Raw genomic sequence first — 22676 nt, 5'->3', positions numbered from 1 at the left:
CGCACGACTTCAACCGAGCGAAGATCGCAACGTTACCCGGTAGGGCGGGGCCATGCACCAGCATTCGCTGATGGCGGTGCGGATCATCGCGGCTGCCCTCACATTCGCGCAGCGCCCGACTTGATGGCCTCGCGGATCCGGGCATAGGTGCCGCAGCGGCAGATGTTGCGGATTCCGTCGAGGTCGGCCTCGCTGATCTCGCGGTTTTCCTCAGTGGCTCGCCGGACCAGTGCGACGGCGGCCATGATCTGGCCGGGCTGGCAGTAGCCGCACTGGGCCACGTCCTGGTCGAGCCATGCTTCCTGCATGGGGTGCAGTTCCTTGCCCACCGTGGCCGGCAGTCCCTCGATCGTGGTGACCTCATCGGTGGGCCGCAGGTTGCCCACCGGGATCGCGCAGGGGTTGACCGCCTTGCCGTTGAGGTGGCTGGTGCACGCCTTGCAGACGTTGATGCCGCAGCCGTACTTGGGGCCGGTGACACCAAGGACGTCGCGCAACACCCACAACAGCCGTTCGTCGTCGGCGATGTCGACGGTGACCTGCTCGCCGTTGAGGCGGAAGGTGTGCTGGGGCACGAGGGCTCCTTGAATCAGTGGCGAGGGGGCGGCGAAGGGCGGCACTTCAGAACGCGTGATCCAGGCCGTCGGTCGGGGACGGAGGGATGGGCGGGGTCGTCGGCTTGGGTTCGAAGGAGAGGGTGGCGTGGTTGATGGGGAAGGTGGTGGGCATGGCGCCGGTGGCACGGCCGTAGGCACAGGCGACCGCGGCCATGGCCGCCGAGACGCCCAACTCGCCTGCTCCGCCCGGCTTTTCGCTGGTGTCCGGCATGATGATGATCTTCAGTTCGGGTGGTGTGTTCCACTGCCGTGTGTAGAAGTAGTTGTCCCAGCTGGCCTCCAGGAAGTAGCCGTCACGCAGGTGCAGGCTGGAGGTCAGGGCCAGGGCGATGCCGTCCATCGCGCAGCCCATCATCTGCGCTTCGAGGCCCCGGGGGTTGACCGTGAGTCCGGCGTCCACGGCGAGGACGACCTTGGTCACGCGTGGTCCGGTGACACCGTTGCGGATGGGGCGGTTGACGGTCTCGGGCCGGCAGTCGATCTCCACCAGGACGGCGCTGGTGGCGTGGTACTCGGAGTGGAACGCGATGCCCTGCGCCATGCCGTCCGGCATCGACCGGCCCCACTGCCCGGCTTCGGCGACCTTCTCCAGTACGGCCTTGGATCGCTTGTCCTTGAGGAAGTCGCGCCGGAAGCGGTAGGGGTCCTTGCCCATCTTCGCGGCCAGTTCGTCGACGAGGAGTTCGCGGGCGCAGGTGGCGTCGGGTGAATAGACGTTGCGCATGCTGCCCGTGTTGAAGCTCTTGTCGGTCTCGTTCAACAGGCGGCTGTGGACTCCGAAGTTGTAGGGCATGGACTGGGAGAGCTGGAAGAAGGTCTCGGAGAATCCGAGGTCGGCCACGGGCAGTTTCGCCGCCATGGCGGTGAGGATCTCCCCGAAGCCGTGACTGAGGTCGGTGGCCACGCTGGTGTGGCGTTGCCGGTAGCTGAGGACGGTGTCGCCGAGGTAGGCGATGCGTACGCGGGAGGTGGCCATGGGGTGGGTGCGGCCCTGCCGGGAGTCGTCGGCGCGGTGCCACATGAGTTTGACGGGCTTGCCGATCTTCCGGGAGATCTCGACCGCTTCCAGGGCGGCGTCGAAGAAGAGTTTGCGCCCGAAGGAACCGCCGCCCTCGGTGACGTGCACGGTGACGGCATGGAGCGGCAGCCCGAGTCTGGCGGCGATCGTCTCCTTGGCCACGATCGGTGATTTCAGGCTCGACCAGATCTCGGCGCGGTCGGAACGCACGTCGGCGATCGCGCAGTTGGTCTCCAGCGCGCTGTTGCTGCGGAAGTGGAAGGTGAAGCTGCCCTCCACGTACGGGGTCAACGGCGGCAGTCCGAGCGGCACTTCGGCAGCTTTCAGCCTCTTGAGAACGGAGGCATCGGACTTGCCCTCCGCCGTTCCCGCCTTCCACGTCACCTTCAGCGCGCGCACCGCATCGATGCACTGTCCGAAGGTCCGGGCGCGCACCGCCACCCCTGTCGAGATCACCGCGACGTCGGTGACGCCCGGCATGGCGCGGACCTCACCGGCGTTGGCCACTGACCCCACCTTGCCGTTGATGGTCGGGGGGCGGCACACCATGGTCGGGGCGGCGTCCGGGACGCTCAGGTCCATCGCGAACTTCTTGCGCCCGGTGACCGCGTCCAGGGCGTCGATACGGCGCTGGGGTGTGCCGATGACGCTGAACTGCTCTGTCGGCTTGAGCTCGGCGGTGACCTGCTGTGTCCGTACGCCCGCGGCTTTCTCGGCGAGCGCGCCGATGACGATGCGCCGGCCCGCGGGCCCGGTGACGACTCCCGCCGCGAGGGTGAGGTCGCCGACGGGGGCGTCGAGTTCGACCGCCGCGGCCTGCAGCAGCCGTCCGCGCGCGATGGCGGCGGCCACCCGGACCGGTGTGTAGGTCGAGATGGTGGTGTTGGACGCGCCGGTGAGCTGGTTGAAGACGAGCTCCGGTCGCGCGTCGGCCAGGGTGACCCGCACCTGCGCGAGGGGTACGTCCATCTCCTCGGCGATCAGCATGGCCGTCGATGTGGTGATGCCCTGTCCCACCTCGGCGCGGGGCAGGGCGAAGGACACCGTGCCGTCGTTGTTCACCCGGACGGTGATCAGGCCGGAGGTCGGCAGGGCCGCCGCCGTCATCACGTCGTTGAGGTCCACCAGTTCGGTGACCTCGGGCGAGGGGATCCCGTCTGCGGGGACCTGCGCCCTGGCTCGGTCAGCCGGTATGAGTTCGGCGGCGGTCACCAGTGTCGGCGCAGCCAGCACGAAACCCAGGAAACGGCGTCGGCCCAGGCCGGCGTCTTGCGCGGTCGGTTGTCCGGGCCCGCGATCAGCACCGTTCGTCACTGGCCGCCCCCACCCGGCGTGGCGCGTCCGGCAGTTGGCCGGCGGCGGAGTCGGGTGGTGGTCCCGCTGCTGAGCGATCTCATCGTGGTGTCCATGGGTGCGGCTCGGCTCCGGTGGTCGTGGGCGGGGGCTGCCCGGGGCGGTGGCGGGGGGAGCCACCACCCCGGGGGTGGCCGGCAACCGGGCGTGGCCGCGCCGGCTGTCGCAGGCCTTCAGGACGGGCAGGCCTTCAGGTCGGGCGGTTCATGTCCGGGATGTCGATGGAGATGGGCAGGCGGGCTTCGGCGAGGAACAGCAGGACGAACTTGCGGATGGCTTCCTCCAGGGTCCACATGATCCCGGGGATGCCGGGAAGGGGGATCAGCTTTTCGCGGAAGGCCACGAGGAGCGGCCAGGCACCGGCGACCAGGGGCGTCAGGACGGGTTCCTTGGAGAGGCCGATCATGTCGCCGACCCGGTCGCCGAGTGTGTAGCGGGAGAACGCGCTGATCAGCGGACGCGTCAGGCCGGCGTCGAGTTCGGCCACGATGTCGAGCAGTACCTTGGTCAGCGCCTTCCCTTCCGTCGTGGCGGCCAGGACCGGGTCGAGGACTTGCTTGGACTGCGCTTCGGCCGCCTGCCAGGTGGCCGGGATGTACTCCTCTCGGACGCCGAGCATGTTCGCGGTCACCTGCCATACGTGCAGATAGGCGTCGGCGTCACCGTCGGAGACCCGGACTCGCCATTCTTTCAGCTTGCGCATGACAAGTGTGGCCAGACTGTGCCAGGTGACCAGAATGTCCGCCTGGCTGATGGGGATCTTCTGGCCACCGCTGTTCTGCACCCAGGCCGGGGACTGCGGCAGCAGATGCCGTACCGCCGCGTGCACCATCCGCGTCTTCACCGCGGTCACGATCATCGAGCCCTGCGGCTGGTAGGCGTCCAGGTCCCCGATGTCGTACCCGAGCCGCGCCGTCTTGGCGATGCGGTCCTTCATGTCCGCACCGCCCTTGGAGTAGTAGACGGCACGCGCCTCCCGGGGAATGGCGGTGCTCATCAGACCGCTGCCGAGGCCGTACAGCGCCCCTACGTAGATCCCCTTGGTCTTGCTGAACTGGGCGCCGCGGTCGAGTTCGGCCCGGTCGGCCCAGGACGGCAGCCGACGGGCGTGCTCCATGAACTCCCGCAGATCACGCGGCAGTCCGTCGGGGAGCGGCTGATCGTTGCGGGTCCACTGCCGTAACGCCGCGTTGACCTTGGCCACGTCACCGCGGTCGAGTACGGCGGCCAGGACCGGGTCGGCCTCCTCGTCCCACAGCCACTGCGGGTCGACGCCCGCGCCCTTGCCCGCGATCGACGATGCGGGAGACCACGACCACAGGGACCGGGCCCCGGCCGGCGAGGCCATGCTCAGCGCCCCGACGGCGCCCAGGGTTCCGCCCGTCATCAATACCTTGCGTCTGCTGAGTTCATCCATCGCTGCGCACTCCTCCTTCAGCTGGTGCCCGGCCGATTGGTGTCGGGGATCTCGATGTGGGTGCCCTTGCCCTTGGTGAGGTAGAAGAGGATGTACTGGCGGGCCGCCTCGTCGAGCGTCCAGGCGAGCGGTGGCACCAGCGGCAAGGGGATGAGTTTTTCGCGGAAGGCCACCAGCTTCGGCCAGATGCTTTCTAGGACGCCGTCCCAGAACGGCTCCTTGGGGATGCCGTCCATGTCGGCGACCCGGTCACCGACCAGGTACCGGCCGAGTGCGTTGCACAGGGGCCGGTCGATGCCGCCGGGGCTGGTCTGCTCGGCGAGCTGGCCGAGCAGGATGTCGGTCAGTTCGACGCCTTCCCTGGTGGAGGTCAGGATCGGGTCGAGGACCTGTTTGGACTGGGAGTTGGCCGCCTCCCAGCTGGCCGGGATGTATTCGTCACGGACACCGAGCATGTGTACGGTCACCTGCCACACATGCAGGTAGGCCCCGGCGTCGGCGGAGCTGACCGGGACTTTCCACTCAAGGAGCTTCTGCATGGCGTAGGTGGCCAGGCTGTGCCAGGTGACCAGGATGTCGGCCTGGCTGATGGGGATCTTCTGGCCGCCGCTGTTGCGCACCCAGGCCGGGGACTGCGGCAGCAGATGGCGCACCGCCGCGTGCACCATGCGGGTCTTGACGGCGTGCACGATGACATCGCCGTCGGGCCGGTAGGCGTTCAGGTCCCCGATGGCGAAACCGAGCAGGCTCGTCTTGGCGACGCGGTCCTCCATGTCGGCGCCGCCCTTGGAGTAGTAGACCGAGCGCGCCTCCCTGGGGATGGCGGTGCTCAGCATGCCGCCGCCCACTCCGTTGAGCAGATTGAGGTAAAAGCCTCGGGACTTGTTGAACGCGGCTGCCCGCTCCAGCTTGTCCCGGTCCGCCCATGAGGGCAGTTGGCGCGCCCTATCCATGAACTCCCGTACATCCTGCGGGAGTCCGGCCGGTGGCGCCTGGTCGTTGCGGGTCCAGGTGCGCAGCAGTTCATTGACCTTGGGCACGTCGCCGCGGTCGATCACGGAGGCGAGCAGCTGGTCGGCCTCCTCGTCCCACACCCACTCGGGGTCAACTCCCGCGCCCTTGCCCGCTATCGAATTGCTCGGGGCCCAGGTCCACAGCGCCCTCGCACTGGCCGGCGATGCCGCTCCCAGCGCCCCGACGGCCCCCAGTGCACCACCCGCCGTCAACATCTTGCGTCTACTGAGTCCATCCATTGCTCTGAACTCCTCCGTGAGTCCGGCAGCTCTGTGGTTCCGCAGTTCGCTTGGTACGATGAAACGTATTGAGCATCTCTGTATCAACAGGGGAGCACAGACGAGGCTTGAACGCCAGAGGCTTCACGCAATCAGGGAGGCAGTAGTGGAACCTGTCCTGCCGGACCTCACCGGGCCTGCTCTCGGCTCCCCGTCGGTGCTGGAACTCGCGTTCAGCGACGCCACCGACGGGGCCTACGAGGCTGATCCGGCCGACGACGTGTCCACGCGGCTGCTCGACGCCGCGTACGAGCAGTTCTGCCGCATGGGGATCAAGCGCTCCACCATGGCGGACGTGGCACGCCTTGCGGGAGTCTCCCGCATCACCGTCTACCGCCGTTTCGCCACCAAGGAAACGCTGGTCGAGCACGTCGTACGCCGTGAATTCCGGCGCTACTTCGACCAGTTCACCCGCGAGATCCAGAACGCCGAGACCGTCTCCGACCGAGTCGTCCTGGGCTTCGTGAGTTCCCTGCGCGCCATTCGCCACAACCGTCTCATCGGCGGACTCATGGCCGTCGAGCCCGACGCCCTCACGCTGTCGACGGCCGGTGACGGCGGCCGCACCCTTGCCGTGGTGCAGCAGTTCGTCGCCGAACGGCTCCGACAGGAGCAGCGGGCCGGCCATGTCGCGGGCGAGGTGGACGTCGATGTCGTCGCCGAGATGATGGTCCGCGTCTCGGCCTCCTTCCTCGTCATCCCAAGCCAGGTCATCGATGTCGATGACGACGAGCGGATGCGATCGGTGGCCCGGCAGTTCCTCGTCCCCATGCTCGGACCACCACGGTCTGCTCACTCGTAGGGTCCTAAGGGATTTCGCGCCAGATCCCCGCCCCCAGCGCGACGATCACCGTCGCTGCCCACAGCGTCGGCACCACGGTCCGCCGCAACCGACGCAGCCACACCCAGACGCCGCCCATCGTTCTTCCCGCGGCCTGAGGCTGTCGCCGCTCGGCGTCCAAGGCAATGCTCCGCATCTCCACACACCACACGCACGCAGCAGTACCGCGCGGCGGAGAAGCAAGCCCGTAGGCTCCCGCCACCTTCGCCCTCGCTTCTCGCTCCGAGTCGTTTTTGTCCATGATCAGCTCAACGACGCACGGTGCACCGTGAGATGGCCCCGTCAGTACACGAAACAACGCACACGCTTTCGTGTCCCGACACTCCGCGTCCGTTGACGTGCCGCGTAGCGTCAGGGTGGTGGAGACAACGCAACGACCCGCCGCCCGGGTCATCTGCCTGGACGCTGCCCATCGCCTGCTCCTTCTGCGCTGGCGTGATCCGTTCGACGGAACATGGCTCTGGGAGCCTCCCGGTGGCGGCATCAAGGCTGACGAGACACCGCTGGTGGCGGCACGGCGTGAGCTGGCCGAGGAGACCGGTCTTGACCCGGCGGCCGTTCTGGACCGGTCCGTGCCCGTGGACCGCGATGTGCAGTGGAACGGCAAGCGGTACACGGGCACGGAGCACTTCTTCGTCGCCCGGTTCTCCGAGGCCCAGCCATCGCTGGTGCGCACAGGCCTGCTCCCCGACGAGCAGGCCAGCCTGGACACCCACATCTGGATCGCGTGGACGGATCTGGGCTCGCTGCCGGACCCCGTCGAGCCGCCGCAGCTGCTGACCGTACTCGGAGCCTTGGCGCCGGCTGGCCCGTGGTGTGAGCGCAAATAATTCGTTGGCGGACCATGGCCACCCCTGCTGGTTTCCCGGAGGCCGTGCGAGAGAACGAGGAGGTGGTACCCGTGAACGCAGAATCGACATGGGTGCTCCCCTCTGGGGTCACGGTCGGGCGATAGGTCGTCCGGGAGCGCCGTTCGCGAGCTCCCGAAAGGTACGACCATGCACTTCACTTCCGAGCAGCGCCTCGACGACGGCGTACTCGAACGCGAATTCACCCTCGGCGAGATCCCCGGCACCCTGTGGACTCCGGCATCCGCTCCCGCTCCGCTGGTCCTGATGGCCCACAACAACGGCCTTCCCAAGCGTGACTCCCGGCTCATGGCCCGGGCCCGGCACACCGCGGCGCACGGCTACGCGGTGGCCACCATCGACGCCGCCGGGTGCGGCGAGCGGCCCCGTTCCGCCGCGGACGAGCAGGTCCGCGCCGACCTTCGCCGGGCGATGCAGGCCGGCGAGCCGGTCGACGGGGTCTTCGAGTCGCTCATCGGCCCGCTGGTCGAGAAGGCGGCCCCGGAATGGCAGACCACGTTGGATGCCCTTCTTGCGCTGCCCGAGATCGACGGCCCGGTCGGGTACTCGGGTTGGACCGCCCTTGGCATCCGGCTCGCGGCGGTCGAGCCGCGCATCGCGGCCGCCGGCTTCTTCGCCGGGGGGTTATGTGCCCCACGCCCAACGCGAGGAGGCCCGGCAGGTCACCATCCCGCTGCTCCTTCTGCTGCAGTGGGACGACGAAGGGAACCCGCGCCGGCGGGCCCTGGACCTGTTCGACGCCTTCGGCACCAAGGAAAAGACACTGCACGCCAACCTGGGCGGGCACACCGGCACCCCGTGGTTCGAGATAGAGGACGGGGGCCGCTTCCTCGACCGGCACCTGAAGTAGGGCGGACCACCGGCGGGGGACGGTGGCCACCGCCGGCCATGGTGGGCGGCAGCCAGCTTCAGGTTGACGTTGCCCGCAGCCATTGACGTGCAGCCGCAAGTGTCACCTCGATGTCCTCGCTCCATGAGCAGACCTCGAGCCACGACAGGTAGCCGTCCTGCGTGAAGACCAGGACCTCACCAGGACACTCCCCGGCCTCGGTGACCAACTGCGCTGCGGCCGCCACGACGGTGCCGGGGCCGGCGGGCGCCGGCTCCACCTCGCTGGTGTCGAGTTCGAAGTAGGCGGTACCGCACCCGCATGTGCACCGTTCTCGCACGCTGAGGTGCGGCACCTGCTTTCGGAGCGCGACATGAACCGAATCCTCTGCGTCGAGGACCAGGGCAAGCACATCGGCTACGTCGGCAGGCATGCTCTCGGTCATCGAGTCACCGTATCTGCCGAGCAACTTCGGATGATGATGGCTCAGCTCCGATGGCCGGCCTGCCAGCAATGCCCCTCGGCATATACTCCGCACGATGTGGCCGCACGCCACGCGAACCAAGGGGGACATAACGCCCGTGCCTGACTTCGACGACCCGGCGTGGGGCCCATTGCCTGTTCGTCCGGCCCCACTGCGTTGGCTGTTGCTGCTGCCCCTCACTCTCCTGCTGCTGCCGCTGTGGTGGATGATGTGGCTTCTCCTGGCGGCTCTGTGCTACTGCGTGGCCTCCGTGGCGCAGCTGTTCGTCTATATGGTGCCGCGCGCCGAGAACGGTGCCGTTCGGGTGCTGGATGCCACCCTGGGCCAGGTTCCGTTCATCCCGCTGTGGTGCGTGACCCCGGTGTCTCTCGTACGCGAGGGCAACGCGGCGTACTACCGCGCTCGCGTGGACCGGCGCATCGAGAAGCAGACCCGACGCGTGGAGAACGCCGCCGTCCTTGCCGGGTACGACCGCGATCTCGACCTGGGAGCCCACTACTTCCGCGGTGCGGGCGCCAGTTACGTCGTGGGCGCGGCCTCGGAACAGAACTGGAGCCTGCACCCGCTGCTGCGCTCCCACCCCCGACGCCGGATCCGCCTGCGCCACAACGGCCGCCCACGCACGGACATCAGGACCTGACCTGCTCGCCGGGTCCCTCGACTCCCCTCAGGCGACGAGGACTTCGAGCGCGGCCGCGTGCACGCCCGACGCGGCGGCGAGGTAGCTCTTGGCGGCCAGGTCCCACGCCTTGCCCTCGAGGTCGGTCACGATGCCTCCGGCCTCTTGGACCAGCAGCACACCTGCCGCGTGGGACCGGACCTGGTCGAACTGCCAGTGCACGTCCATGCGCCCCGCCGCGACCTGGGCGAGCTGGCCGATGACCGGTACGGAGACCTGCACGTACAAGGCGGAGTTCATCATCGCGGCGAAGGCATCGCCCATCCGTCGGGCGAGTTCGGGGTGGTGTCCCGGCTGGGCCTGGCCGGTCCCGGCAAGGGCGGCGTCCAGCGATGCCTTGACCGAGACCCGCCGCCGCACACCGTTGAGGAACGCCCCGCCGCCCTCGGTCGCCGTGAACATCTCGTCGAGGACCGGGAAGTAGAGCACTGCCAGAACCGGGCGGCCGTCACGGACCAGGCTCACGCCGATGTTCCAGTCGGGCATCCCGTGCATGGCGTTGACATTGCCGCCGACCGGGTCGATGAGCCACCACTCGCCCGCGGCCATGGGCCCTGATCCGTGTTCGTCGTTGAGCCATCCCGCGTTCGGCAGGGCCTGGGCCAGTGCCGGGCGCAAGGTGTCGACCACGGCTGCGTCATTGGCCTGGAGGCTCGCGAGGAGTTCGGGGAGCCCCGGCTGGGGGGTCTCGGTGGAGTAGCTCGTCATCATCCTGGCGCCGGCCTGGCGGACGGCGGCGACGGTGGCGGCAAGCAGTTCCTGACTCATGGGATGCTCCGGGTTGATCGAAATGGATGTACTGCTGGCTAGGATTTACTTCCATGCACTTGGACTTGAATCTGCTGACCGTGCTAGACGCCCTGCTCGAAGAAGGCAGCGTGATGGGCGCGGCCGAGCGGCTGCACCTGTCCTCGCCCGCGGTCAGCCGCACCCTCGGCCGGCTTCGCGCCGTCACCGGGGACGACATCTTGGCGCGCACGGGCCACTCGATGACTCCCACCCCGTGCGCGGTGTCGGTGCGGGAGGAGGTGCACCGGCTGGTTCAGCAGGCACACGAAGTGCTTTCGCCCGTACGTGAGTTGAACCTGGCCGAGCTCGATCGCACCTTCACGATCCAGTGCCACGACGCGGTGACTGCCTCGATGGTCCCGGTACTGGTCGGGAGGATTCAGCAGCGGGCTTCCGGGGTGCAGCTGCGGGTGTTGGCCGAGAACGCCGTCGACACCGATGACCTGCGCCATGGCCGGGTCGATCTGGAACTCGGTGGCGACAGGCCCACCCTGCCGGAGTTCCGGTCTGAGCCCCTCGGCGACGATCGTCTCGTCGTGGCGATGCGTGCGGACCATCCTTGTGCCGCTGGATTCGATCTGACCGCCTATGCCCCTCTCAGCCGCATGTGGTGGTTTCCCGGCGTGGCCGCCTGACCGCGCCGATCGATGAGGTGCTGGCCGCCGAAGGCCTGCGACGCCGAGTGGTCGCGGCGGTGGCGACGGTCTCCACGGCCCTGCAGATCGCTGCCCACGGTGACGCGCTGGTCACCTGCACGGCGACCCTCGGCCGGCCGCTCATCGCGGCGCTCGGTCTGCTCGCCCGGCCGCTGCCGGTCGAGACACCGGCGGCGACGATCCACTGCAACTGGCACCAGCGCTTCGATTCCGACCCCGCCCACGCGTGGCTCCGCGAGCAGGTCCGAGCATCCCTGGAGGAGATCACCGCCTGCTGAACCACAGCGTCTACGCAGCCAGCGGCAGGGCCACGGCACCAGTGAAGCCAGGGGCTTCGGCTTCGTCGAGCATCGCTGCGGCGACGGTTTCGCGGCTGACCTTCACGCCGAGGTCAAAGGGAGGTCCGGCTTTCAAGCCGACCGTGCGCCGACGGGGGCTTTCCGACCCGTCAGCGAGCATGCCGGCGTGGAAGACGGTGCCTCCTGCCGCAAGGATGGCGTTGTCGGCTGCGACCTTGTCCGCGAGGCGATCGCCCAGCACCTTGGCGAGGACGCTCGCGCCCTTGCCCGCCGCTTCGGTCGACCTACCCGTGCCATAGGCGCCGAGCCAGATGATGCGCCGAGGGCCGGCGGCGATGACAGCGCGTGCGCCGGTCAAAAGAATCCCGGCCATGTCCGTGCCGAGTGCGGAGAGGACCACGGAATCCTCGTCCACGACGGCGGCGACGCTTGCCGCGTCGTTCACGTCACCCACCACTTTACGCAGGTTCGGGGTGTCGGGCAGGGCGATTCGCTCGGAGTTTCGGGCGATGGCAATCACGGTGTGACCGCGACGCAACGCCTGTCGGGTGAGGGCCATTCCGGTCCGGCCTGAGGCCGCGAGGACGGTGAGGTTCATGCCGAGAACGTTAGGAAGACCAGAACTTAACATCAAGTGCAAGTATCTGACGCAGTACGTTACTCAGGCGCAATCTGCCGGAGGGGCCAAGCTTCCGTCGAGAGGCCCGGCCTCGGAGGTGATGATTACTCCCTTGCCGAGGGACGCCACTCCCCTGCCGGACAAGGCGACTTTGGCACTGTGCGGAGGGTCGAGGAAATCGACTTGTCTCCCGTAGCGGTCAATTGCTTCCAGCACCACGTGGTGGGAGCCTGAACCTGCCGCATCGGTCGCGGGGTCGACACGGAAGGTCTGCCCGGCCCGAGCTATGCCGCCCACACATCGAACGATGCAGACGGCTTCCGACGACGTGGCGGTTTCGACGGAAACCATCTGCAGTCTGCTGGGTTCGCGGTCAAGCTTTCTTGAGGTCACGGCGACCGATCGTCGCATCCCGTGCCTCGCTGACCAACTCCCCGGCGGTCTCGATCGCTCAGGTGCGGCTGCCGTTGGATCGGCCGAAGAGTTCGACCTCGGCGATGGCCACCTGCTTCTTGGCCGACGCGGCGTGGGCCGACTGGACGGTGAAGCGGACCCGGGTGACCTCGCCCACGCGGAAGGAGCGGCGCTGGCCGCCCGGGCCCGGGTCCAGGGTGAGTTCGCGGGTCGCGGTGGAGCCGTCCTTCTTGGTGACCGTGGCCGTGACGCGGTGCGGCAGGGCTGACTTGCCGAGTTCGTCGGCATGGGTGGACACGCCGGGCGTGATGATGACGTCCAGGAGGCGGGTCGGCTGAGTGAAGCGCGCCTCGATCCACTCGCCCTGACCCGATTCCGCGACTCCCGGGCCCCACCAGGTGTTGTTGAGTTTGTCGAAGGCCAGCTTCGCACCATGGCCGGCGTACGCGTTCGAGGCGCGGATCTCGTCCGGTTCGACGGGGGCGCGCTTGGCGAAGTGGTCCCGCGTGGCCTGGATGCCGTCGGAGAGGTTCACCGCGGCGAAGATGAGCAGCGTCAGGACGATGGCCCAGGTGATCCAGGTGCCGATGTGGTCGAACACGCGGCGCAGCCGGGGGCGTTCACCCGCCCACGGCGTCTGGTTGCGGCCGGGGCCCATGAGGCGGCGCCACCACGGCAGCGGCGCTGACGGCTGGTCCGGCGTCTCTGCGAGCGGCATCGCGCAGCGGGCGCAGAAGTGCCGGTCGGGGCGGTTCGGGGTGGCACACCACGGGCAGGGCGGGCCGTTGCCGGCCTGCGGTTGCTGTCCGGGCACGCGGACATGCGGGCGCTCGGCATCGGGCCGGCCGGGGAGGACCGGGCTCACGGCCGGGGGCGGCGGGGTGGCTGCCGCCGGGTCCGAGACGGGCACGAGGAGGGACCGGACCGTTTCGGGACCCGGAGTATGCGCGGGCGCCACTGGCTCGTTGGGCGTCGTGTCCGTCAAGTCCGGGTTCCCCGACGCGGGTTGGGGCGGGGCCGTGGGCTCTGCGGACGCGGCCCGACGGGGCAGGCCGGAGTCGGTGGCACGCAGATCGGCGGCCGGGGTCCGCACCGGGCCGCCCGCGGCCGGGGCCGGCCCTGCGGCGAAGGCGTCCCGGCCGGGGCCCTGGTCGGCGCCCGGACGCCCGGCCCCGGAGCCCGCGTGGGAGTCCGCGGCCGGCGCCGCCCCCGAGCGCGCCCCGGCCGTATCCCAGCTGAGGACGGCGCCGCAGGCGTCGCAGAACGACTGACCGGGTTCCACGCGGGCGTCGCACTCGGTGCAGTTCTGCCTGGTCATGACTCCAGGGTCCTTTCAGTGGCGGTGGCGGTGACGTTGGCGGTGGCTGTGACGGTGACGGAGTAGGGCATGTGCGCGGGTCGGGCGGCGGCGACGAGCGCGTCCAGGCGGTGCGCGTCCGCCGGTGTCGGCTCGGGCAGCCGCAGCGCCACGTGCAAGCGGGGTCGGGGGTCGCCCGGGATCGGCCCGCGAGGACGCGCGCTCCATGCCGCGCCGCCGCTCTCGGTGATCTCCGGTGTGGTGCCGAACGCCAGGCGCACCGCCTCCGAAAGACCCTGGCGCGTGCCCCGTACCCGGTGCAGCGCGGCAGCGGCGGCGACAGCGGCGCGCAGCCGTTCCTCGGAATCGATGCCGTCCGTCTCGGCGCCCACCCAGATGCCGAGCCACTGGGCGAAGTCGATCGGGGTGAGAGCGGGGTCGAAGTAGGTGTCCAGGCAGTCGAGGACGTTCAGGATCGGCGCCAGGACCTCGTCGAGGCCCGCGACGAAATGCTGGGCCAGGTCGTCGTCGGCGAAGACGGCCGGGAGCATCATCCCGAGGGGCGCGGAGGAGCCCAGGCCGTCGATGGAGCCCCTCATCGGCGGCCGCCGCACTGTCGCTGCGGATGGCGCGGGGTCGTCCTCACGAGGCGTCCCCGATCACCCGTACGCGGTGGTCGAAGGAGAACACCAGGGCGGACGGCTCCAGGTCGATGCGGTCGGTGCGGTCACCGCGCTTGCCGGTCAGCGGGTCGGCCGGGTGCAGGACGACCTCGTCCACCAGCTCCACGCCGGGCACTCGCTGGAGGACCGCGAAGACCTCGCCCGCCTGGACGGGGCGGCCGAAGGGCCAGCCTCTGCCGTCCGCGCCACCCGTCAGTGGGTCGAGATGGCGGTAGATGGCGTCGTGGGTGGCGCGCCGTACGCGGTCGGTCTCCACGCCGCGGAATGCGTGCACGGTGGCCACCACCGTGATGCCCTGGTAGAACGGCGGGCCGACGGCGAGCCGGGTGCCGATGAGGCGTCGCTCGTCCAGGTGGCGGGTGATGCGCTCCAACAGGGCGTCGCCGGGGACGAGTTGCTCGAAGCGCAGCCGCCCACCGGGGTCGGCGACGGCCTGCGGCACGACCAGGACACGCACCGCGTGCGCCCCATGCTCGTCGGGTTTGCCCTCCAGGCAGGTGATGCGGGCCGTCTCCGGGGCGGCCCGGCGGGCGAGCTCCTCGTAGTCGCGCAGGGTCACGGCACGCTCCTGGGCGCGCAGCGTGATGGGCGCGCGGACCTTGGCCTCCTCGACCGTCTCCCCGTCGACACCGCCCCGGGCGGCCTCCCGGTTGACGACCTCGGTGACGTACGGGATGGAGGTACGCAGCACGCGTATCGCGCCGCGGGCCACGTTGCCGGAGCGGCCGCCGCCGATGCGGTAGCGGCGGGCGCGGATGACGGAGCCCTTGGGGGCGACCCCGCCGTACTGGCGCAGGGAGCCGTCGGCCTCGCGCACGGCGGGGCCGAAAGCGATGGCGCCGGTGGTCGCGTCCAGGGTGATGTGCCGGTCGTCCGGGCGGGATTCGGCGAAGTGCGTGACCACCTGCCAGTCCTCCCAGCCGTGGTGCTCGGCGGTCTGAAGGAGCACCGGCGGTTCGTCGCCGACGACGGGTGCGTGGGCGAGCCGCAGCCGCTGGCCGGGCAGCCCGGTGGCCTCGCCGAGCGCCTCGTCGTACACCGTGTCCGCGTGCACGACCGGGGTGGTGCCGCCGATCGTGCAGGCGTCGCTGGAGCGCACCGTCGGCGAGGTGGTGTAGAAGGGCTGGTCCGCCAGCGGCTCGGTGACGCGGCAGCGCAGCCAGCCCGCCTCGTGGCCGCCGTTGCGGGACAGGACGTGACCGCCGGGTATGTGCAGGACCACATCGCCGGGCCGGTTGAGGCCGCCGGTGCCGTCACTGTGCACCTCGCACGGCTGCCAGCCGTCCGCCGTCCATGCCTCCCAGACCAGCGGAGGCTGGCGGGGGTCGACGCCCACGCCGTCGACACGGCTGTCGAGTTCGAGGGCGACCGCGCAGTGCGGGACGGCGGCGGTCAGGCCGAACAGCAGGCAGTCGCCGGGGCTCGGGGCCTCGCTGAAGCACAGCACGTCGCTGCCCTCGGCGAGGTCGGCGGTGCGGTCGTTGACGGGCTCGCCGCGTCGCTGCACCATCAGGTGCCGCAGCATGCACGGGACGATGCGCAGGTCGTGCTCGGTGGCGAAGACGACGGCGTCCTCGGTCTCGGTGCGCAGCGTGGTCACCTCGGTGCCGACCGGCACGGCCACCGGCTCGTCACGGGGTGCGGACAGCCAGAAGGTGACGTCGGTGCGGGCGGCCGACGGCGGGAAAAGCGTGATGCCGACCAGGTCGAGGAACGCCAGGTGGTTCTTCTCCGGGACGCGGTTGAGGCGGTAGACGATCTGGTCCGCCATGTGCGCGACCGTCTCGACGAGGGTGACGCCGGGGTCGGAGACGTTGTGGTCGGTCCACTCCGGGGCGCGCTGCTGTATGTAGCGCTTGGCGTCGTCGACGAACTGCTGGAAGCGGCGGTCGTCGAGGTTGGGGCTCTGCAGGGACATCAGCGGTCGCTTTCGGGGAAGGCGCCGGGGCCGTCGGACGTCTCCGCGGCCCCCGGCTCCTCGTGGGAGGGGATGACGTAGAAGGGGAAGACGAGGCTGCGCGGGTTGTTCGTGCCGCGGATCGCGTAACGCACGTCGATGAACAGCACGCTCTGGTCCTCGCCCGCGGTGACCTCGACCTCGTGCACCTCGATGCGCGGCTCCCAGCGGTCCAGGCTCAGGTACACCTCGTGCTGGATGCGGCCCGCGGTCTGCTCGTTGACCGGCGCGAACACCAGGTCATGGATGGCGCAGCCGAATTCCGGGCGCATCGGCCGCTCGCCGGGGGCGGTCGCGAGGACCAGCCGGATGGCCTCCTCGACCTCGCGCTCCCCGCTGACCAGGGCGATGCCTCCGGTGGGGCCGATGCGCAGCGGGAACGCCCAGCCGGAGCCGACGAACTGTTCGGCCATCAGAGAACCACCGGTCCTTGCTTGGTGTGAGCGTGTGGGCGTGGGGCGGGTGAGCATGCGGGCGCGTGGGTCATCAGAAGGGCAGGGGTTTGCGGTTGACCAGGACCGCACCGTTCAGCCCGATGTTGGAAGAGGTCAGGGCCATCGTGGCGCCAGAGGTGAGCGCCATCGCCCCGACGGTGTTCACCGTGACTCCGCCCGTCGCGATGAGGGAGGCCATGCCCGCCGCCCGCACATTGAAGAACGAGGTGTTGACGCTGAATCCGCCGCCGCCCGCGTTCACGTTGACGGCACTCCCGGCCCGGAGGCTGAGCATCCCGCCGCTCTGGATCGACACATTGCGCTTGGCGCTCAACGTGAGGTCCGTCCCCGCCCGGACGGTCACCGAGCGGCCGCCCTTGATGGTGACCGACCCCTTGCTGTCCACGGTGATCTCGGTCTTGGCGCGGTCCAGATTGACGGTCAGTTTGTCGTCGCCCGTGGAGACCCGCACGCCCCGATGGGCGCCCACGCGCTGACTGAGCAAGTCGACGCGGTTGCCGGTGCGGTCGGAGATGGTGTGCCGACTGGCCTGGTTGCGCGCCCCGGAGTACAGGGGCGCCTTGTTCCGGGTCGGCTTGTCCTTGCCGTTGTAGAGCCCGCCGATCACGAAGGGGTGATCGAGCGCGCCCCGGTCGAAGCCGACCAGGACCTCGTCCCCCACGTCCAGCGGGAAGATGCCGCCGCCCCGCTTCCCGCCGAGCTGCACCACGCGCGTCCAGTCACTGATGTAAGTGTCGTCCAGCCACGGGAACTTGAGCTTCACGCGCGCCTGTTCGTCCTTGGTGTCGACGTCCGTGACGACGGCGTTGGCCACGCCGGGCAGCCGCGGCTCGCTCTCCGTACCGCCCGAGGTGAGGCCGTACAGGGAACGCCACTGCCGGCCACTGACGGTCACCCACGACTCGTAGCGCTGACCGTTGCCGAACACATGCCGCACGGAGGTCGTCGTGTACTTGCCCTGGAAGGGCCAGCCGACGTCGGCGAGCGCCACGGGCACACCAGGACGCAGCTTGGGGTTGCCGTGGACGATCACCTCCAGTTCGGAGAACGAGGAGGACACGTCGTCGAACAGGGCGTCGGCGGCGTGCTTGACCTCGGGCCGCTTGTCGTAGGGCATCGAGGTCTGCACGAGCTTGGTCTTCTTGAAGGCGGCCGCGGCCTTCTTCGGCGAGGAACCGATGGAATAGACGGGGTTGTTGGCCCGGCGCGAAGTCTCCACGATCTCCCGCGCGTTGGCGACGTCGTAGCCGCGCACCTCCACCTCGGCCACCTGGTCGGCGGCGGTCACGGAGGTGCGCAGGCGCAGGATGTCGGTCCCGGACTTCAGGACCAGGGGGTTCTTCTCACTGCGCGCGCTGGTCGGCGAGGGCGCACCCGAGGAGGGCTTGGGCGAGACGAAGTTGAACTTCCCGCGGGCGTCCAGAGACATCACCATCTTGTTCTCGTCCGCAAGGCGGGCGATGAAGTCCCAGTCGGTGACGTTGGCCTGGCTGATGAACTCGTAGTTCCCCTTGGAGGATTCGATCTTCCCGACGGGTACGCCCGCGAGCCCGGCCAGCTTCTTGACGATCGAGGAGGCGGTCTCGTTCGCGTACGCGACCACGCGGCGCCGGCGCAGGAAGCGGTGCCCGAGGTCGTAGCCCCGGATGACGGTGAAGGAACCGGTGCCGTCGTAGTCGGCCTCCAGGGCGGTGACCTCGCCGGTGAGGAGCGGTTCGCCGGAGCCCTGCCCGTCGGCCACCGGTGTCAGCACGACTTCGGTGCCGAACTTCACGTTGAGATCCTTCAGGAGCAGGCGGTGCGGGTCGCGGAAGGTGAGCCGGAACGCGGCGGGCACCCCGGCACCCTGGTCGACCCAGCCGTCGACGAACATCCGGGCGTACTCGTCGGGGAGCTTGGCCCCGCCGAGCTTCACCTTCATGACGCTGGAGAAGGCGACGCCGGCCATCAGCGACCCACCTCCTGCGCCGCGGGCAGCACCAGTTCGGTGCCGGACGTGAGAGTGGACGGATCGTCGATCCCGTTGGCCTCGGCGATGGCCCGCCACACCGTGGCGTCGCCGTACTCACGCCAGGCCAGCGACTGCAGCGAGTCCCCTGCCACCACCCGGTGCACGCTCTGCGCGGTGAGCGCGCCGGAGGTCGGGTTCTGCCCCAGTGCGTCGCTCGGTATCTCGTGCAGCTGCAGCTGGCAGGTGGCCCGGATGGGCACGCCAGAGGTGCCGAAGAGGGTGTACGAGGCGTCGACGGAAGCGACGTAGGCGGTGAACCGGGCCGTCTTGAACGACCCCCACTGGAAGATCACCCACGGCGGCGACGGCTGGTCGGCCTTCTTGCTCTTGGGGGTCACCCCACAACAGTCGAGGAGCGTCTGCACCTTCTTCAGGACCTCATTGCTCGTCGGCCTGCCGGAGGAATCGAGGAAGATCTCCACACTCATCTGGCGCTGCTCCGAGCCCATGAACTCCGGCATCGCGCCGTCCCGGTTGTCGGCCGTCGGTGTCACCGTCCAGTTGGCACGGCGCCCGATGGTCAACTGCGCCGGGTTGAAGTCGAAGTTGAACGTCCTGATGAGTCCGCCGGGCGTGGTGCTGGTGCCGACGGGGGGCTCGTGGATGGCCAGGCTGGCGCGCACGAGGCTCTTGCCGGCGCCTTTGCTCTTGGGCATGTGGGGGTCTCCCGCTCCTCTCTCCGGACTCCCGGGTCACTCGGACCCCGGGCCCTTGCTCTGTGCGGACCCTCAGTCCGTGAACCCGTGGTGGGCGATCTCCAGGACCTCCGTGGCGACGGCCGGGCTGCTGGGGTCGAGCCGGGGGCCCTGCCAGCTGACGGGAAGCACGTCGATAAGACCCCACCGCGCGACTTCCGACCCGTCCGCGCGCAGCGCCGCGATCTCGGCGGTGGGCCGCTTGATGCCCGTCTGCACGGACGAGATCCACTTGGCGACCTTGGTGGTGTCCGGGGTGAGGGGGCGGGTGAGCCGGATGGTGGAGAAGGTGACACGGGACGGCAGTTGCCAGACGAACCCGTTGTTCCCGCCCTCCTGGCGGTGCTCGATCTCCACCTGGGACGAAAGGCCCTCGCACCCGTTGAAGTAACCGAGGCTCTGGCCGTCGATGGAGAGGCTGAACCAGATCGTGGAACCCGGGTCCTGGCGGGGCATCGCGGGTGGGCCTTTCTGTCGTTGCTGCTGCGGCGCGCGGGTCGCGCCAGGACGGAGAACGGGGGCGGTCAGCGGCGGTCGTCGCGGAGCCTGCCGATACGTTCGCGGTCCATGCGGAGTTCGGTGCGGACCAGGCGCGTGATGCGGCCGATCATGAGGTGCACGAGTTGGTCGAGCTGGAAGTCCGTGAGGTCCTTCGGGTCGAACGTCCCCTTGGGCACACGGGTGTACGCGGGCGGCGCGGCGGCGGTACCGGCCGAAGTCGCCGCCGCGGTGCTCCGGTCGGGCGGGAACGGCAACGGGTCGTCCACGACCGTCTCCTGCTCCTGCCTGCTCGGCCGCCCCTGCTGGTCCTGGCCGCCCGGCCGAAGCCTTCCCAGCGTGTGCGCGACGGTGGCCGCGGTGGAGGCGGCAAGCGTCTCGGTGGCCGAACGGGTCGCCGAGCGCAACCCCCGCTGGACGACAGGTCCTGGGCCCGCGGGGGTGGCTGTGCGGGCGATGGGCAGAGGCTGGGCTGCAGCTGCCCGGGACGGCGTCGAGGGAGCGGTGAGGCGGGCTACGGGGAGGGGCCGGGGGGCCGCCTGGGTCTGCGCCGGGGTGTGCGTATGCGGTGCGTTTCCGCGGTCCGAGGCTGGTGCAGTCGACGGGGTAGCGCGTTGCACTGGGGGGAGCGCGGTCGCGTTGAAGTGGGACGAGTGGGGAGGCAGCTTTGGGTCCGCCTTGCCAGGCGTCGCCGCGGTCCGCGCCGAAGCGGGCTCGGGCGTTGACTTGGGGGTGGTGGTGGCGCGCTGAACGGGCGGCGCTGCAGGGGTGTTGGCGACAGCGGCTACAGCGGCGCGCTCAGAGGGACCGACAGGCAAGCTGGGCGTATCACTTCGCACGAGCGGCGCCGGCCTCGCGCTGATGGGCAGCGAGGTTTCCGGGGCCGGCACGGCAATGTCGGCGAGCGGGGCGGCCACAGCGGTGCGCTGCACAGGCGGCAGGGTGGGCGTCGCGGGCTCCTGTGAAGGGGCAGGCGCGGTCGGCGAGTTGGGGGAAACGGCTCGCTGGACAGGTGGCATCGTCGGGCCCGAGGACTGCGGCAGGGCGGGAAGCCGGGTCGTATCGCCCGTAGGCAGCGCTGACGACGGTGCGGACAAGGCGGGCGGGCTGAACGGACCGGATTCGGGGGCCCCTTGTGCCGACGTAGGTACGTGAGTGCGGGAGGGAACGGCCCGCTGAACCGGTGGCGGAGCCGGGCGTTCGCCGCCGTGCGATGCGGCGCTGGGCCCCTGCCGCGCGGCGTTCGTGAGCGGGGTGGCTCCCGGAGGCGGTGCGGACATCGGTGCGCCGAGCGGCGTACGCCCTCGCGGGGCGGGCTTGGTGACGGCGAGGGGAGCTGTGGAGCGCTGGACCGTGCGCTCGGGCGGCGTGGAGGCCGGGCTCGCAGACGGTTCAGCGGGGGTGGTGGACGCCTCGGAGGTGGCCCCCGCCGGGCTCGGGTGTGTCGCGGGCGGCGTGGGCGAAGGCAGGGCGGGCCGTGTCTTCTTGGGCACCGCGTCGGACGTCACCGGAGCACCGAGGCCCACGCGGGGGCTGCTGCGGTGGGCGCTGCGTTGGACTGTCGGGGGCTGGGGGGTGACGGGCACTGAGGAGGCGGCTGCACTCGACGGCTGTGGGCCGGGGGCAGCCACCTCTCCACGAGATGGCGAGGCCGAGGCGGGCGAGTTAGTTGCGCTCGATCGCGAAGTGCTGCTCTGTGTACGTGAGTTGTGTGCCGAGGTATGCGAGTCGGGTGCCCCCGCGAGTGGAGTGGACGGGGAGGGACGCGCCGCGGGCCGAGCAGGGCTGTGCGTGCGGGAAGTCGCTCGCTGCACCGCCGACCCCGGGTTGGACGGCGCCGACCCCGGATGGGACGTTCGGTTCGGACCTACCGGCGTCGCGGCAGCCGATACGGAAGTACTCGACGTAGCGGCGGGCGACGGCACGGCGGCCGAGGAAATATCCGGCTGAGGCGCGGGCGAAGCAGTCGACGTCGGGGCGGTCGGCACGCTCGTCTCGCGGAAGGCCCGAGCACGGGGCGGGGGCGCCACCGACGCACGCTGCACGGGCACAGGCAACGGACTCGGCGCGCCCGACACACCCGGGGCGGGCGCAGGCGATGGCACGGCGGCCGGAGAGGCATCCAGCCGAGGCGCGGACGAAGCAACCGGCTTACGGGCGGTCAGCACGCTCGTCTCGCGCACGGCCCGAGCACCGGGCGGAGGCGCCACCGACGCACGCTGCACGGGCACAGGCAACGGACTCGGCGCAGGCGCAGACGAAGCACTCGCAGACGACGAACTCGGCGCGGGCCACGCACCAGGCTCACGCATGGCCGAAGCGCCCGGCTGAGGCCCGACCGAACCACCCGGCAAACGCGCAGGAGACGTACCCGCCCCAGACGTCGGCGAAGCCGTCGACCCACGCACAGCCGAAGCACCCGGCACGGGCTCGGGCCCAGGCGGACCCGGCCGCCGCGCCAGCGACACACGCGGCTCAGATGCGGGGGAACTCGCCCCAGGCCCTGCCGAACCCTGCCCGGACACGGCGCCCGAAGTGTTCGTCTCACCCTCCACCGAAGAACCCGTCAACGGCTGCGCCCCACCATCTCCGCCCGACGAGGAGGCCGCCCGCGGCCCGGCACTCGCGTCACCCCGCGTCGGCGCAGGCTCCCGGCGGGACACGGGCAGAGCCCGGCGCTGCACGGCCGCCGGGAACGCCGGTGCCTTAGTGAGCGCGGGCGGCCGAGGCGCCGCCAGGGATGATGCGACCGAGGTCGGCGTCACGCGTATCCCGCGGGAAGGGGTGGGCGACGGCGTGGCAGCGCCCGGCGCACGGGACGGCGTGACTGCCGACGCCCCGTTCCCCTCCTGGACGGCACGCGAGCGCTGTACGGTCTGGGGCACAGGGCCCTGTCGGTCGGAC

General features: G+C 70.1%; 20 protein-coding genes and 2 pseudogenes. 6 read left to right on the top strand and 16 right to left on the bottom strand.

Features of this window, described 5'->3' with window-relative positions; all coding sequences use genetic code 11:
- Positions 1-98: 98 nt before the first annotated feature.
- The 4 genes from ACZ5U5_RS15795 to ACZ5U5_RS15780 form a co-directional block, all read right to left on the bottom strand.
- Positions 99-575 carry a (2Fe-2S)-binding protein gene (locus ACZ5U5_RS15795; protein ID WP_469021435.1) on the bottom strand — a complete coding sequence of 159 codons (477 nt, stop codon included), beginning with the start codon at positions 573-575 and terminating at the stop codon, positions 99-101.
- A gap of 46 nt (positions 576-621) precedes the next feature.
- Positions 622-2868 carry a molybdopterin cofactor-binding domain-containing protein gene (locus ACZ5U5_RS15790; protein WP_469021433.1) on the bottom strand — a complete coding sequence of 749 codons (2247 nt, stop codon included), beginning with the start codon at positions 2866-2868 and terminating at the stop codon, positions 622-624.
- 310 nt (positions 2869-3178) lie between these two features.
- Positions 3179-4405 carry an oxygenase MpaB family protein gene (locus ACZ5U5_RS15785; RefSeq protein ID WP_469021431.1) on the bottom strand — a complete coding sequence of 409 codons (1227 nt, stop codon included), beginning with the start codon at positions 4403-4405 and terminating at the stop codon, positions 3179-3181.
- Between the two features lie 17 nt (positions 4406-4422).
- Positions 4423-5658 (bottom strand): oxygenase MpaB family protein, encoded by a 1236-nt coding sequence (locus tag ACZ5U5_RS15780; protein ID WP_469021429.1) that lies wholly within the window; start codon positions 5656-5658, stop codon positions 4423-4425.
- A gap of 145 nt (positions 5659-5803) precedes the next feature.
- Between ACZ5U5_RS15780 and ACZ5U5_RS15775 the strand changes: the two genes are divergently transcribed.
- A complete protein-coding gene (locus ACZ5U5_RS15775) occupies positions 5804-6499 on the top strand; it encodes a TetR/AcrR family transcriptional regulator (protein ID WP_469021426.1) in 696 nt (231 codons plus the stop codon).
- A 4-nt stretch (positions 6500-6503) separates the two neighbouring features.
- Here the strand turns inward: ACZ5U5_RS15775 and ACZ5U5_RS15770 are convergent, their stop codons facing one another.
- Positions 6504-6674 (bottom strand): hypothetical protein, encoded by a 171-nt coding sequence (locus ACZ5U5_RS15770; RefSeq protein ID WP_469021423.1) that lies wholly within the window; start codon positions 6672-6674, stop codon positions 6504-6506.
- Between the two features lie 223 nt (positions 6675-6897).
- Between ACZ5U5_RS15770 and ACZ5U5_RS15765 the strand changes: the two genes are divergently transcribed.
- Positions 6898-7368: an NUDIX hydrolase gene (locus tag ACZ5U5_RS15765; protein ID WP_469021420.1), complete on the top strand. Its 471-nt coding sequence runs from the start codon at positions 6898-6900 to the stop codon at positions 7366-7368.
- Positions 7369-7536: 168 nt separating this feature from the next.
- Positions 7537-8257, top strand: a pseudogene (locus ACZ5U5_RS15760) (dienelactone hydrolase family protein).
- A 58-nt stretch (positions 8258-8315) separates the two neighbouring features.
- Here ACZ5U5_RS15760 and ACZ5U5_RS15755 read toward each other — a convergent pair.
- Positions 8316-8681, bottom strand: a complete 366-nt coding sequence (locus ACZ5U5_RS15755; protein WP_469021417.1) for a hypothetical protein — start codon at positions 8679-8681, stop codon at positions 8316-8318.
- Between the two features lie 136 nt (positions 8682-8817).
- On the opposite strand from ACZ5U5_RS15755, the gene ACZ5U5_RS15750 reads away from it, so the two are divergent.
- Positions 8818-9360 carry a hypothetical protein gene (locus ACZ5U5_RS15750; protein ID WP_469021415.1) on the top strand — a complete coding sequence of 181 codons (543 nt, stop codon included), beginning with the start codon at positions 8818-8820 and terminating at the stop codon, positions 9358-9360.
- 27 nt (positions 9361-9387) lie between these two features.
- On the opposite strand, the gene ACZ5U5_RS15745 is transcribed toward ACZ5U5_RS15750, so the two are convergent.
- Entirely contained in the window at positions 9388-10167 is a 780-nt protein-coding gene (locus ACZ5U5_RS15745; RefSeq protein ID WP_469021412.1) for an inositol monophosphatase family protein, read from the bottom strand.
- 53 nt (positions 10168-10220) lie between these two features.
- Here ACZ5U5_RS15745 and ACZ5U5_RS15740 point away from each other — a divergent pair.
- Positions 10221-11122 (top strand): annotated as a pseudogene (locus ACZ5U5_RS15740) (LysR family transcriptional regulator).
- A gap of 10 nt (positions 11123-11132) precedes the next feature.
- Here ACZ5U5_RS15740 and ACZ5U5_RS15735 read toward each other — a convergent pair.
- The 9 genes from ACZ5U5_RS15735 to ACZ5U5_RS15695 form a co-directional block, all read right to left on the bottom strand.
- Positions 11133-11741 (bottom strand): NAD(P)-dependent oxidoreductase, encoded by a 609-nt coding sequence (locus ACZ5U5_RS15735; protein WP_469021411.1) that lies wholly within the window; start codon positions 11739-11741, stop codon positions 11133-11135.
- Between the two features lie 472 nt (positions 11742-12213).
- Positions 12214-13494: an NADase-type glycan-binding domain-containing protein gene (locus ACZ5U5_RS15730; RefSeq protein WP_469021409.1), complete on the bottom strand. Its 1281-nt coding sequence runs from the start codon at positions 13492-13494 to the stop codon at positions 12214-12216.
- Positions 13491-14072, bottom strand: a complete 582-nt coding sequence (locus tag ACZ5U5_RS15725) for a phage tail protein (RefSeq protein ID WP_469021406.1) — start codon at positions 14070-14072, stop codon at positions 13491-13493. Before ACZ5U5_RS15725 ends, ACZ5U5_RS15730 begins: the two co-directional genes overlap by 4 nt.
- A 43-nt stretch (positions 14073-14115) precedes the next feature.
- Entirely contained in the window at positions 14116-16074 is a 1959-nt protein-coding gene (locus ACZ5U5_RS15720) for a putative baseplate assembly protein (protein WP_469021403.1), read from the bottom strand.
- Positions 16074-16526: a GPW/gp25 family protein gene (locus tag ACZ5U5_RS15715; RefSeq protein WP_363212340.1), complete on the bottom strand. Its 453-nt coding sequence runs from the start codon at positions 16524-16526 to the stop codon at positions 16074-16076. The genes ACZ5U5_RS15720 and ACZ5U5_RS15715 overlap by 1 nt, the downstream gene beginning before the upstream one ends.
- A 73-nt stretch (positions 16527-16599) precedes the next feature.
- The gene (locus ACZ5U5_RS15710; RefSeq protein WP_469021399.1) at positions 16600-18516 is read right to left on the bottom strand and encodes a VgrG-related protein; all 1917 of its coding nucleotides are present in this window, start codon (positions 18514-18516) and stop codon (positions 16600-16602) included.
- Positions 18516-19235, bottom strand: a complete 720-nt coding sequence (locus ACZ5U5_RS15705; RefSeq protein WP_469021396.1) for a CIS tube protein — start codon at positions 19233-19235, stop codon at positions 18516-18518. The genes ACZ5U5_RS15710 and ACZ5U5_RS15705 overlap by 1 nt, the downstream gene beginning before the upstream one ends.
- A gap of 72 nt (positions 19236-19307) precedes the next feature.
- Positions 19308-19730 carry a phage tail protein gene (locus tag ACZ5U5_RS15700; RefSeq protein WP_365825742.1) on the bottom strand — a complete coding sequence of 141 codons (423 nt, stop codon included), beginning with the start codon at positions 19728-19730 and terminating at the stop codon, positions 19308-19310.
- A gap of 68 nt (positions 19731-19798) precedes the next feature.
- Positions 19799-20179 (bottom strand): hypothetical protein, encoded by a 381-nt coding sequence (locus ACZ5U5_RS15695; RefSeq protein WP_469021393.1) that lies wholly within the window; start codon positions 20177-20179, stop codon positions 19799-19801.
- 1384 nt (positions 20180-21563) lie between these two features.
- Between ACZ5U5_RS15695 and ACZ5U5_RS15690 the strand changes: the two genes are divergently transcribed.
- Positions 21564-21722 (top strand): hypothetical protein, encoded by a 159-nt coding sequence (locus ACZ5U5_RS15690; RefSeq protein ID WP_469021390.1) that lies wholly within the window; start codon positions 21564-21566, stop codon positions 21720-21722.
- Positions 21723-22676: the final 954 nt, after the last annotated feature.

Source organism: Streptomyces sp. NPDC033177 (genome assembly GCF_055577715.1).
Note: the sequence above shows the minus strand (reverse complement) of the source record. Positions and strands in the feature narration are given on the sequence as shown.

Excerpts from the sequence above, each read along its gene's own strand:
- ACZ5U5_RS15725 (WP_469021406.1), bottom strand. The coding sequence starts at position 14,072 with ATGAGGGGCTCCATCGACGGCCTGGGCTCCTCCGCGCCCCTCGGGATG.
- ACZ5U5_RS15715 (WP_363212340.1), bottom strand. The coding sequence starts at position 16,526 with ATGGCCGAACAGTTCGTCGGCTCCGGCTGGGCGTTCCCGCTGCGCATC.
- ACZ5U5_RS15720 (WP_469021403.1), bottom strand. The coding sequence starts at position 16,074 with ATGTCCCTGCAGAGCCCCAACCTCGACGACCGCCGCTTCCAGCAGTTC.
- ACZ5U5_RS15735 (WP_469021411.1), bottom strand. The coding sequence starts at position 11,741 with ATGAACCTCACCGTCCTCGCGGCCTCAGGCCGGACCGGAATGGCCCTC.
- ACZ5U5_RS15785 (WP_469021431.1), bottom strand. The coding sequence starts at position 4,405 with ATGGATGAACTCAGCAGACGCAAGGTATTGATGACGGGCGGAACCCTG.
- ACZ5U5_RS15755 (WP_469021417.1), bottom strand. The coding sequence starts at position 8,681 with ATGACCGAGAGCATGCCTGCCGACGTAGCCGATGTGCTTGCCCTGGTC.
- ACZ5U5_RS15780 (WP_469021429.1), bottom strand. The coding sequence starts at position 5,658 with ATGGATGGACTCAGTAGACGCAAGATGTTGACGGCGGGTGGTGCACTG.
- ACZ5U5_RS15705 (WP_469021396.1), bottom strand. The coding sequence starts at position 19,235 with ATGCCCAAGAGCAAAGGCGCCGGCAAGAGCCTCGTGCGCGCCAGCCTG.
- ACZ5U5_RS15710 (WP_469021399.1), bottom strand. The coding sequence starts at position 18,516 with ATGGCCGGCGTCGCCTTCTCCAGCGTCATGAAGGTGAAGCTCGGCGGG.
- ACZ5U5_RS15745 (WP_469021412.1), bottom strand. The coding sequence starts at position 10,167 with ATGAGTCAGGAACTGCTTGCCGCCACCGTCGCCGCCGTCCGCCAGGCC.
- ACZ5U5_RS15700 (WP_365825742.1), bottom strand. The coding sequence starts at position 19,730 with ATGCCCCGCCAGGACCCGGGTTCCACGATCTGGTTCAGCCTCTCCATC.
- ACZ5U5_RS15730 (WP_469021409.1), bottom strand. The coding sequence starts at position 13,494 with ATGACCAGGCAGAACTGCACCGAGTGCGACGCCCGCGTGGAACCCGGT.
- ACZ5U5_RS15770 (WP_469021423.1), bottom strand. The coding sequence starts at position 6,674 with ATGCGGAGCATTGCCTTGGACGCCGAGCGGCGACAGCCTCAGGCCGCG.